This window comes from Bacillus sp. NPDC094077, from assembly GCF_050279465.1.
GTDB lineage: Bacteria > Bacillota > Bacilli > Bacillales > Bacillaceae_G > Bacillus_A.
In genome coordinates this window covers 1-11,251 of sequence record NZ_JBNNUF010000035.1, presented here as the reverse complement: position 1 = coordinate 11,251, position 11,251 = coordinate 1, and the positions used below count along the sequence as shown (strand labels likewise).

Annotated in this window: 9 protein-coding genes and 3 pseudogenes; 7 read left to right on the top strand and 5 right to left on the bottom strand. The window is 31.3% G+C overall.

What is annotated here, in order from left to right; genetic code table 11:
- Positions 1-185: 185 nt before the first annotated feature.
- Positions 186-620 (bottom strand): annotated as a pseudogene (locus tag ACQKNR_RS28545) (glycoside hydrolase family 5 protein); the annotation flags it as partial.
- A gap of 902 nt (positions 621-1,522) precedes the next feature.
- On the opposite strand from ACQKNR_RS28545, the gene ACQKNR_RS28540 reads away from it, so the two are divergent.
- The gene (locus ACQKNR_RS28540) at positions 1,523-1,702 is read left to right on the top strand and encodes a hypothetical protein (RefSeq protein WP_427322592.1); all 180 of its coding nucleotides are present in this window, start codon (positions 1,523-1,525) and stop codon (positions 1,700-1,702) included.
- 61 nt (positions 1,703-1,763) lie between these two features.
- Here ACQKNR_RS28540 and ACQKNR_RS28535 read toward each other — a convergent pair.
- The 4 genes and pseudogenes from ACQKNR_RS28535 to ACQKNR_RS28520 all read right to left on the bottom strand — a co-directional run.
- Positions 1,764-2,322 (bottom strand): annotated as a pseudogene (locus tag ACQKNR_RS28535) (recombinase family protein).
- Positions 2,323-2,559: 237 nt separating this feature from the next.
- On the bottom strand, positions 2,560-2,748 hold the full coding sequence (locus tag ACQKNR_RS28530) for a hypothetical protein (RefSeq protein ID WP_427322590.1): 189 nt from the start codon (positions 2,746-2,748) through the stop codon (positions 2,560-2,562).
- A 213-nt stretch (positions 2,749-2,961) separates the two neighbouring features.
- A complete protein-coding gene (locus ACQKNR_RS28525; RefSeq protein WP_427322588.1) occupies positions 2,962-3,246 on the bottom strand; it encodes a hypothetical protein in 285 nt (94 codons plus the stop codon).
- Between the two features lie 1,025 nt (positions 3,247-4,271).
- Positions 4,272-4,784 (bottom strand): annotated as a pseudogene (locus tag ACQKNR_RS28520) (tyrosine-type recombinase/integrase); the annotation flags it as partial.
- A 442-nt stretch (positions 4,785-5,226) separates the two neighbouring features.
- On the opposite strand from ACQKNR_RS28520, the gene ACQKNR_RS28515 reads away from it, so the two are divergent.
- From ACQKNR_RS28515 to ACQKNR_RS28490, 6 genes are all read left to right on the top strand, one after another.
- Positions 5,227-5,805: a hypothetical protein gene (locus ACQKNR_RS28515; protein WP_427322594.1), complete on the top strand. Its 579-nt coding sequence runs from the start codon at positions 5,227-5,229 to the stop codon at positions 5,803-5,805.
- 297 nt (positions 5,806-6,102) lie between these two features.
- Positions 6,103-6,570 (top strand): LytTR family DNA-binding domain-containing protein, encoded by a 468-nt coding sequence (locus ACQKNR_RS28510; protein WP_427322586.1) that lies wholly within the window; start codon positions 6,103-6,105, stop codon positions 6,568-6,570.
- A 79-nt stretch (positions 6,571-6,649) separates the two neighbouring features.
- Positions 6,650-7,168, top strand: a complete 519-nt coding sequence (locus ACQKNR_RS28505; protein ID WP_427322585.1) for a hypothetical protein — start codon at positions 6,650-6,652, stop codon at positions 7,166-7,168.
- A 23-nt stretch (positions 7,169-7,191) separates the two neighbouring features.
- Positions 7,192-7,581 (top strand): DUF3021 domain-containing protein, encoded by a 390-nt coding sequence (locus tag ACQKNR_RS28500; RefSeq protein ID WP_427322583.1) that lies wholly within the window; start codon positions 7,192-7,194, stop codon positions 7,579-7,581.
- Positions 7,582-8,076: 495 nt separating this feature from the next.
- A complete protein-coding gene (locus ACQKNR_RS28495; protein WP_427322581.1) occupies positions 8,077-8,850 on the top strand; it encodes an ABC transporter ATP-binding protein in 774 nt (257 codons plus the stop codon).
- Entirely contained in the window at positions 8,822-10,780 is a 1,959-nt protein-coding gene (locus ACQKNR_RS28490) for an FtsX-like permease family protein (protein ID WP_427322579.1), read from the top strand. The genes ACQKNR_RS28495 and ACQKNR_RS28490 overlap by 29 nt, the downstream gene beginning before the upstream one ends.
- The last annotated feature ends 471 nt before the right edge of the window (positions 10,781-11,251 follow it).

The following is an 11,251-nucleotide window of genomic DNA, read 5'->3' as shown; positions in this document are numbered from 1 at the left end:
GCAAAATTAAAAGGTATGAGTCCGGTGCAATACCGAACACATACCAAAGGGGCTGCCTAATAAAATAATATGTCTAACTTTTTGGGGTCACTTCAGAATACAACTCCGCTTTTTTTGATATAAAAAACATCTAATTCTATTTGAATTAGATGTTTACATTTAGTTCTTAAGCCTAACATTCTAAACTATTTATGACCCTGTAAATCTTTTTTTATTACATCCCAGAGTGAATTATCTTGACGTATCGGTTTACCCTCTTCGTCCCATTTTATTTTTCCTGTTCCCAATTCATAATTCATTCCTGTCCAAGTGTTTTCACGGAATGCATAGAATGATTTATGCCAACCTTTTTGATAGAAGATAGAAATAAGATTTTGCATGTATTGGGTAGCTCCTGGAACAGTACGGTTAATTCCAAACTCCTCTGCAATAATTCGATTAGATGGTACATGATTTTTCTTAGACCATTGTTGGATTGGCTTCAAAAATTTCTTTAATCCCTGTTTATTCCACATTACAGGTTTCTCTAAATCCCCTACTTTTACTAATCCTGGATATTGATATTCCTTGTTTTGTTTTTCACCTTGAATCGTTAATTCATATGGTTCATACATAAAAAAGAAAGGGATTATTAGAAAGTTGCTTCATTTTCTAAAAAACAAAAAAGGAATCCTTTACGGATTCCTTTTTGCCTTGCACTCTTTTTCAAATAGTGCATTTTTGCACCTACTTTAAGTATACCATATAATCCCTATAAAATAAATATGATTAAATGAAATTTACTTCTATATTTTCATAAAAAGATATGAGCCTAGAAATTAATAATACTAGGTTCACTTACGAAAGATTTGTATTCTTTCACCAATAATAAAACATCATACTCCCTTATAATTTTACAGATAAAATAGCTTATTTTTAACGAATTACCCGAAAGAATTCTCCTTCCTCAAGCGTGTGAAGGGCGCTAGCCCAACGGTAGGTGGAAGATGAATTTCGGTTTGGCATAGCCAAAAACTTTTGTTAAACTAGCTATATGAAGTTCTTTGATAACTTGATATATGAGGTTGCAGGAAGAAAATAGAGTGCGAAAACCAAGCCATTCGGTTCCTGCGTAAAATATCAACCGTACCAAAAGAGCGTCCAAGCGTTGGACATCTAGGGGTGGAACACCCCGAAGTAACGCTCAGAGAGATGAAAGGTTACTTTCGTCGTGGAACTGAGAAGCTCCCACTTCAAGCTTTGCTAAGTGGCGAGTAGTTCACGTATTGAAATTCTCTAAATATCGTTGTATTATATTTTTGTATTTTCTCTCTTTCCTAAGCTGAGAAAACATCATCACTTCTGAAAGGACCCGAACTGCAGCGGGTTCTTTTAATTTACTTGAACTCATTTTTAAATTATTGTATTATATTTTCGGGTCTTACTTATATAAATCATTATCAGGAGAATCTGCATGTTTGCAGGTTCTTTTTGTGAAATAAAAAAGCAGCCAATATTTCAGAATGATATGTAGGTGAAACTAATGGAAAATAAAGAACATGAACAAAAATACGATTTAAGCAAAATATACACATACGAAGAGCATCCTGATAAAATCAGCGGTCGATGTGATAATTGTGGCAATTCCGTATTCAAAAGTTCCATTAAAAATTTCATTTTCTTAAGAGAATGCCGTCATTGTGGTATGAAGAAAATCATATAGCCCCGGATAGGGCTTTTTTCTTTATGAAATAAAAAAAGCAGCGGATTAGCTACTTTAAAATCTACATAATCCCTTTCTCTTTTGCTCTCTCATAAAGAACCGTACGACTTACACCAGTAACTTCAAATATCTTCTTAACTGTGTAACTATTCACTTCACGATTAGCAAGCAGCTCTAAAGCGTGCTCCATTTTAGGGTTTTTATCACCGTATTTTTTAGGTCTTCCCTTATACACTCCACGTTGTTTAGCAAGGTCTATACCTTCTCTTTGGCGCATCTTAAGTAAATCCCTTTCCAACTGGTTAACACCAGCCATTACTGTATGGGTTATCACTTGTTATATCAAGCCACGTGTCTTTTATTGATTTAATTGAAGCCCCTTTACTCTTAATAATCTCAATAAGTTCAAATAAATCCTTTGTACTACGGCTAATACGAGTTAGATCAGTAACGACAATAGTGTCACCTTCTTTTAAATCGTCTATCATCAATTGAAGTTCTTCTCTGTTTGTGGTCGGTCAACTTGTCTTCTCTTCATACACATGATCACATCCATAATCATTTAGCTGTTTCAATTGCCTAGCTAAGTTTTGTTCTTGTGTAGAAACACGAGCGAGCATAACCAATTATCATAATATTTTCTCCTTTGTCCGTTAACATGTTTGGAAATTAACTCCAACTACGTAATACCATTTATTTTCCGTACATGTAAACAGGACGTTATATTCATTCGTTGTGTTCGTTTGTTTTGATAGAAAGTAGATTAAATTGAACCTACTTTCTTAGTGTTCATACGTACTAATTTAGAAAATAAACAAAAAAGAGTGCTATGAAGAAATGCACTCTTTCAAAAGACTTTACCAATCTCGACGATCATCATGATCACGGTCATGATTACGTCTACGACGACACTCATCACAATCGCAGTCACGGTCACGTCTACAACGACGGTCATCAAAATCTCTGTGCCTGCGTCTGCAGAACACTAAATCATCCCAAAATCTATCACAGTCACGGTCACGTCTGAAATTATCATTACATCCCATAAATATAATTACCTCCTCTTAACTCTAGGATTCATCATATTCTATGCTAAAAAACAAAAACAGCTTGTTTACTAGTCTACTTTCTGTATTTTAAAGTAATAATATTATTATCTAATCTTCAAGTTTCAAATCTATTTCACTCCCTTATCTTTCCTTAACAACAAACAAGACGCCACCCAGGTCACGGCAGCGCCTACGATAATTGCTATTGGTTTAATCATTGTTTTTCTCAAGTAATCCTAACTTATGCTCAATATTTAAAAATGAATATCCATGTGCGAATCCTACAATCCGAATACCTGCAGCATATCTATGTTCTAATCCCTCGTTATAAGTTTTCTTATAATAAGCTAATTTAGAATTGATATTATCGTTGTCATTAATAATTACTACATCACTTGGGAATCCGTCAATTTCAATTTTTACTGCTACATACTCTGCACCTTCAATTGCTGCTTCATTAAAACATTTTTCTAATCCTTCTAATGTTAATTCCATCATTCATCCTTCTAATCAAATATCCATTTTGTTCAAAATAAAAAGAGTACCCGTCATTAGGTACCCTTCAACAAATAAGTATGGCGCTCCAAGTTTCACCTCATATGATAACTCGTCCCACGATTCATCATATGCTTGTCTTATTAGAATGTTCACTGGTTTAATGTGTAATTTCTATATAACAAAGAAAAAAGCACCTGTTATGGTTGCCTTACTCTTTACTTTCCGCCTAATGTAATACTTTTATCTACTTCATCGAAAATTAGCTTGTTAATTCCAGCATTTATAGTAATATCAGCTTTCTTCTGTTCTATTGCATTCAATAAAAAGTTTCGACGATCATCATATAAAGGGAATTAATCTTTATATCCAAGACGTATATGTTTCTTCCGACGCCTTGTTTGAACCAACACATAGGACTGAGGGGAAGATTCAGCTGTATTGGCTCAAACAAAGAACGGAAGCTCTCTGCTCGTTTAATCGTTTAAAAGAAGAACCTTGACTTACATTAGTAAATGTTGTGAGTAATTACTATATAATTCAGTTGTTTCTTCTCGCTAGGAGATGTGGTCCATTCAATCGAACAGACCAACATCGCCATTGGTATAACAATCCATGTTTTAACAAAGAAAAGAAATCGAGGGACACTACAGAACGTTTTGTGGTCATTCTGAGTATCTGGAACAGTAGAAAGTAGTTTCCGCTACCTCTCAGTAATAATAGTGTATCACCTAATTATCAAGAACAGTGTGTCTTCGTTGTGGCATGATTGTGGCTTCTTTCATTCTGCTGCTCACTCTTCTAATATGGTCATAGCTATAACCTAACTCACTAGCAACCTGTTTTAAATTAAATCCTATAATATCTCGTAAATAAATAATTTGTTGTTCTAATCCCTTCTTTTTACTCATAATAAACTGAGCTTCACCAAGTAATGTCTTCTTATCTGAAATACGTTGTTTTAATCGTTCTGACTTCTCCATGATACAATCATGACGACCAGCAATCTCGTTCTCATCTAAAGCTAATGGGATTTGTGGCGTACTATGATTCAGTATTTCTTGTAACATAGCAATATCTTTTGTTTGCTTGTAAAACCAATATCCGAATGTTTTACGCATGGTATGTGTACCTAAAGATTCGACTCCGGCAAAATCTCCGGCTTTTTGTAATTGTCGATAGGCTTGAATTTTACTAATGGGTTTATCCCCTTTTCTAGAAGGAAATAGCCAGGTACTTTTTAGATCTTCAGCGTAGGGCAATACTTCCTCAAAAATGGATGTAATATTTATGATACGTTCCTTTTTTGTCTTTCCTTCTGTCACTTTAAATTCTTTCCGTTTTTTTCGCTTCAGTTTTAAAATTCCATTCGTTTCCATTTTAAGTAAATCACTTACGCGTAACCCCGTATTAATACCAATTAGAAATAAAATGTAATCACGATCTGAACAATGACGTTTAAGAGACCATTTCATATCGTCGAGCTGTTCTTTGCTTCGAATGGGCTGTACATCAATTAAATGTTGCTTTTTATTCATCTACTTTTCAATCACACTATTTACAGTGATTTGAATGTATACTTTTATATATACATATATATATTTTATGATATCAATAAAAATATAGTAAAGTCCATGTTTAAGGGGAAATGAAAGTAAACTTTTGGATTTTGAATCATTTATCGCTAATTTTATAATAAATTTCTTAATGTGGGGTTTTTCAAAGTAATAAAGACTTGTTGCAACTTCCAATTATCTAATTAATATTACTTTTTATAATTATTTGAATACACTTGTAATTTATTGTAAAATTATATACATAAAAAGGGATTTTAGGGTGAATATCAAAGCGGTATGCCTTCTAGCTTTTAAAAGGCTGTAGCATATCCCTTTTGTTATTTAAAGAGGGAGAGAGAAGAGTAGGAAGGATTTAAAAAGACAAACAGTAAAAATTTTGTTAGCATCTGGATTAGCTTTTTCAATGTCAGCTTGTAGTAGTCAAAACGAACCTGTATCAAAAGAGCAACAGCAAACACCAACTAAAAAAAGTGTTAAAAAGAATGAATCTGTAAATTTGCCAGTTACTATTTTCAAAGATAGCAACATGAATATTGAAGGTCAAAAATTCATATTCACTCGCAACATGACAAGTATCGAAATAAAAGATTTTGATCAAACGTCAGAACTTAATTTTTGGGATCGGTATAAAAGTAATGAAAAAAGAAAAAATATCAAACTCAAAGATGATTATAAATTACTAATCATTAATATGACACATGAAACAGACAGGAAAGCTAGAAGCCACCCTTTGGAAGCATATATGTTCAATAAAGGCTCAGGACTTGTAATAGGTGATGAAGAATTAGCTATAAAAAATGAATTTTTAGATTATCAACAACAAATTATTACGACAGATTACAGAGTAGGAAGGAATTTAAAAGAAAAAGGCGACATACAGTTAGCGATACCGAATGAATATGCCAAAAACAAAAGCTTACAACTTAAACTAGTTCAAAAATTTGATGGTGAAAATAAACTTGTTTATATTGATTTGAACTAAACGAGGTGGACTAATAGGGTACCCACCGGCATTTCGGAAAAAAACCACGCTAAGCAAAAAATATAATAAGCTGTCCATATGGACAGCTTATTTACATCATTATCGTTAGCGGAAGTTAAATGGGTGTGTTTGCGTCTTTTGTTTTTTGTTAGTTACAATGTTTATAAAAAAGATACGATGAAATATGTTGATAGATTCTTTAATAATATTCATATAAAATACTATTTTGACTTTGATTAAACTTTGTTTCAAACTAATATTAGAATCTATTTTAAAGAAAGGGAAATAGGGTACCAAATGAAAGTAAACATTAAAATTATTGAAAAATTCAAAGAAGAATCTTGTACTTTTTACATTCATAAAGTAACATCTTTTTTTCTGGATATGGTATCAACACTAGAGAATAGTTCTGATAACTATTTAATAGTAAATTCTACTCACAAAAGTGAACAAGAAAAAATTCCTTGTTCGACTATTATTTATTTGGAATATCTTGAAAGAAAAATATTTGTTTATACAAAAGAAAATATTTTTGAGATAAAAATTCCTTTATATAAATTACAACATGATCTTGCAGATAACTTCATTAGAATTTCAAAAACTATAATTATCAATATTCATTTTTTAAACAAATTCTCTGTTAAACCAAACGGAAATTTAGAAGCACTACTTTCAAACGGAGAAAAAGTAATTGTGTCAAGAAAATATGTTTCTTCTTTAAAGAATGTGTTAAAAAAATATTCTAATTCTCCACTTATGTACTGATTTTGACCACTTATGTTTAAAAGTATTTCTTTTTATCTCCTTTGATGTAAATATTAATAAAAACAAAGGAGGAAATACAATGTATACAATGATTAAAGAAGTTTTTATAAGAACACCATTATGGGTATGGATATTATTATTCTTTTTAATAAAAAGAGGTATTGCTATTTCTCAAGAAAGACCAATTAATTTGTCTAAAATGTTTCTTGTTCCTATGATTTTTATGATATGGGGTTTGGATATAATTATCACTAAATTTTCTTACTTAGGATATTGTTTAATAAGCTATACTATTTTTATTTTTCTAGGTATTTTAATTGGATATTTGTTGTATCAAAAGTATCAAACTTTTTTCGAAAAAGAGACAGTTATTTTCAGAAAGAAATGTTACCTTCCATTAATAATTATCTTGATTAATTTCTTTGTAAAATATCTTTTAAATGTAACTTTAGGAATTTCTTCATCATTTTATGATAATGTTTTGTTTAATATAATTTATTCTGCTATAAGTGGACTATCTGTAGGTTTATTTTTTGGAGGAATCTTTTACACATTTTATATACAATCAAAATTAAATAATCTTATTTTAAAATCATAAAAAATAGGAAAGGAAAGACTGGATTGAAATTAAAAAATCGATTGTATTCAGGTTTAGGAACCGGTTCGTTTATATATATGATAGTTTTACTATCGAGAAACGATAATATATCTATTACACAAGCTGAGATTATAAGCGTTCTTATAATCTCAGCTTGTGCAGGCATTTTCACATTCATTTTTGATATTGAAAGAATTAGCTATTTGTTCGCTTTAGTAATTCATTTTTTCATGATGACTTTAGTTGTCTATTTTATATTTGTATATAACCATTGGATAGAAAGATTCCCAACTGCTGATTTTCTCGGAAGTATATTTTTACTGTACATACTTTCTTGGATAATATCATTTTTAAACACAAAAAAAGATGCTAAAGAATTAAATATGTTACTAAAAAATAAGAAGAACATTTAACATATGAGTATGTAAAAAAAGTTAGATTAAAGAGCTCTATATTATAGGGCTCTTTTTTATTGGGAAAATGGATTTAAATATACACAAAAAATATAATGAATAAAGATTCATATGAGGTTAACATAACGTACTATTATCGGTAGCAAAGAAAAAGGCATCCCCCTACTCCCATAAGGGATTCGCTTTTTTTCTTTTGATCAATCTATGCATGGTTTTATACATTCCTATTTTGACGCGCCTTTTTTCCTCCCCACAGTTCCCTATATCTCCCGATTTTTGGCATAAAATCTTGCATGCTCTTGGCGTGATTTTTTTCCAAAATGCTGGCGGTACCCCACTATATAATCGCATAGGAGATAACTGTCATTCTTTATATTCCTTATTTTCAGAAACATTACAAGCTTGTCAGATAAATGAAAGGTTATTCAATATGAAAAAGAAAATATGTCTATTACACTTATTTTGTAAAGGTCAAAACTAAAGGAGACTTACTAGATGGAAACATTAAAGGTTTGTGAATTAAATAAAACTTATACTGGGAAGGTATCATATGAAGCACTTACAAATATTAATTTAACAATAAATAAGGGCGAGTTTGTAGGGATTATGGGGCCATCAGGAAGTGGAAAAACAACTCTACTCAATATAATTTCCACTATTGATGCTCCGACTTCAGGAGAAGTATTAATTAATGAAAAAAAACCTCATCGGTTGCCTACTGATGAATTAGCATTATTTCGACGTCGTGAATTGGGATTTATTTTTCAATCGTTTAACCTTCTGAATACATTAACAGTGAAAGAAAATATTGTTCTTCCACTTACATTAGATAATGTAAATCTAAAAGAAATGAATAAACGTGTAGAAAATATATCAAGGACACTAGGTATTGAAGAGATTTTAAATAAACGTATATATGAAATTTCGGGGGGACAAGCACAACGAACAGCAATTGCTCGCGCATTAATCCATTCTCCGCAATTAATTCTTGCAGATGAACCAACAGGAAATTTGGATTCAAAAGCTGCTACTGATGTAATGGAACTATTGGCAAAATTAAATAAGGAGCAACAAGCAACCATGATGTTAGTAACACATGATCCAATGGCTGCAAGCTACTGTGACCGAGTAGTATTTATTAAAGATGGAATGCTTTATAACAAGATTAAATGTGAAGATAATCGCTTAATTTTTTATAAAAAAATTATGGACGAATTGTCTCTATTAGGAGGAACCGAGAATGAGTTTTCGTCAATTAGCATGGAATAATGTCATTCGTAATAAGCGATTGTATCTAGGATATTTTCTGAGCAGTATTTTTACTGTAATGATTTTTTTCACTTTTGAGTTACTTGCATTTCATCCCCAATTTAGTGGAAAGCTTAGAGCAACAAGTGAATCTATGAGTGCTTTGGGTACACAAGGATTTAAATTTGCTCAATATTTAATTATAGTTTTTTCTTTTTTCTTTATTTTATATTCTGTTGGTACATTCTTGAAGACGAGAAAACGGGAATTTGGTATCTTAACACTTCATGGTATGACGAATTTCCAATTAAGACAGTTAATTTTCATTGAAAACATGTTAATTGGGAGTAGTTCAATTATTGTAGGAATTGGAATTGGGCTTGTTTTTGGGAAGTTAATCTTATTAGTAAGTGCATCTATATTTGTTTTAAAAGGAGGATTGCCATTCTATTTTCCAACAAAGGCAATTCTTGTGACAAGTATCTCATTCTTGTTGTTATTTTTATTGGTTTCGTTCTTTACTACAAGAATAATTAAACTAACGCAGGTAATTGAATTGATGAAATCAGAAGAAAAACCGAAGCCAGAACCAAAAGTATCTAAATGGTTAGCTATATTCGCGATTTTGTTTATTAGTATTGGTTATGCTGCAGCATTTTATCTAGATACCGCGTTGAAAACAGGAAATCATTATATTTATGCTCTGTTAGCTTGTATATTTTTTAGTGTATTAGGAACCTACTTTTTATTTACACAGCTTAGTTTTTATCTGATCAAAACATTACAAAGGCGTGAGCACATATTTTTTAAGAAGACGAATCTGTTAACCATATCAGAATTATCATATCGAATAACAGATAATGCAAAAACACTATTTATATTCGCGATTCTATCAACAGTCACTTTTACATCTATTGGTGTTTGTCTTGCTATAGGTAGTAGAGAATTAGCATTAGCTCAAAGTCCTTATGCATTTACTTATACATCATATAAAGGAAATGCTTCAGAAAAACCTCATGTTTCTGAGATAGAAAAGCAATTAAATGCTGCTGGATTTTCATATAAATTAGCGTCTTATACCATTGTTGCAACAAATAATATGTTTGAGGTTATGAGGCTTACTGATTTTAATGCAACAGCGAAAATACTGGGGTATCCCACAGAAACTTTAAAGAATGAACAGGATAGTTTGATTCTCCCATCTAAAAATAGAATGAAACAACAATCTGAGAATGAATTAAAGAAAGAAGCCTCTATACTAAAAGAAGGAGATACGCATATTCATCTTTCTAACTCGAAGCTATTGTTAAATAGTGGAATGAGACCGACATATGGGGTTTACGTTGTTGTTGCTGATTCAGTTTACGAAAAATTAAAAAGTGCATCACAATTACAAGAAAATACAGCAGATGGATATACGAATTACGGTTTTTTAATTCAAAATTGGACTGATACAGACGAAATTGCCAAAAAGATTACGAAAATAATTGATTCTGATCCTCGAAAAGGAAAAGTACTTTACAATTTCCATTCATTATATATAGATTGGATACAAAGTAAACAATTCAATGCAATATTATCTACTATTAGTGTGCTAGTGGGGATTGTATTCTTTGTGTTTGCAATGGGCTTTTTATATTTCCGTCTATTTACTGATTTAGATCGGGACAAAAAACAATATGAAATGCTTTCTAAATTAGGATTAACTCAAAAAGAATTAAAAAGAATTGTGACACAGCAACTTAGCATATTATGTTTTATTCCTATTATCGTTGCAATTATTCATAGTAGTGTAGCCTTTATGGCATTACGATATTTAGTACAGCGAAAGGCAGAGGTAGATTTACCTGTTACAGGAAACTCCATTCTGATATTCACAAGTTTTATATTTGTACAGTTCATTTATTACTTAATTATTCGAAAGAATTATTTACGCCAGATGATTCAATAGATTTACTCGGTTTTCGAAAAAATAAAAATCACTCAAAAAAATGAATTCAAATACGCAACTTTATTGACAAACTGGTAATGCAGTTAATATTTCAGTGATTTATTTATGGGGGGATTTGCATATATACGGTTACTCATTCATAATTATCCCCATTATCACAATTATTTTTTGTGTAGTAACCTTCTTCACTTTTGACAAAGAAAAAGAGGAAAATTCTATGACTTTCGCCGTAGGTGTGATATTGTCACTTTTAAGTATATATAGTATATCAAGGTATTCGCTCACCAAATAGAACTATAAAAAAACGATACAAGATAACATATCTATACTTCTAACTACACATGAAAAATTGGAAAAAACCCGATCATTTAAGATCATTACAGATTTTCCGAACGGGAAAGCCCACTACGGTGCGATAGCACCCCCTTTAGGGGTGGGATGAGAGTGAGATCAAATGCGATGTACAGATAA

What these genes read in the sequence shown, in the direction of transcription:
- ACQKNR_RS28540 (WP_427322592.1), top strand. Translation starts at nt 1,523, where the DNA reads ATGGAAAATAAAGAACATGAACAAAAATACGATTTAAGCAAAATATAC.
- ACQKNR_RS28530 (WP_427322590.1), bottom strand. Translation starts at nt 2,748, where the DNA reads ATGGGATGTAATGATAATTTCAGACGTGACCGTGACTGTGATAGATTT.
- ACQKNR_RS28525 (WP_427322588.1), bottom strand. Translation starts at nt 3,246, where the DNA reads ATGGAATTAACATTAGAAGGATTAGAAAAATGTTTTAATGAAGCAGCA.
- ACQKNR_RS28515 (WP_427322594.1), top strand. Translation starts at nt 5,227, where the DNA reads ATGTCAGCTTGTAGTAGTCAAAACGAACCTGTATCAAAAGAGCAACAG.
- ACQKNR_RS28510 (WP_427322586.1), top strand. Translation starts at nt 6,103, where the DNA reads ATGAAAGTAAACATTAAAATTATTGAAAAATTCAAAGAAGAATCTTGT.
- ACQKNR_RS28505 (WP_427322585.1), top strand. Translation starts at nt 6,650, where the DNA reads ATGTATACAATGATTAAAGAAGTTTTTATAAGAACACCATTATGGGTA.
- ACQKNR_RS28495 (WP_427322581.1), top strand. Translation starts at nt 8,077, where the DNA reads ATGGAAACATTAAAGGTTTGTGAATTAAATAAAACTTATACTGGGAAG.
- ACQKNR_RS28490 (WP_427322579.1), top strand. Translation starts at nt 8,822, where the DNA reads ATGAGTTTTCGTCAATTAGCATGGAATAATGTCATTCGTAATAAGCGA.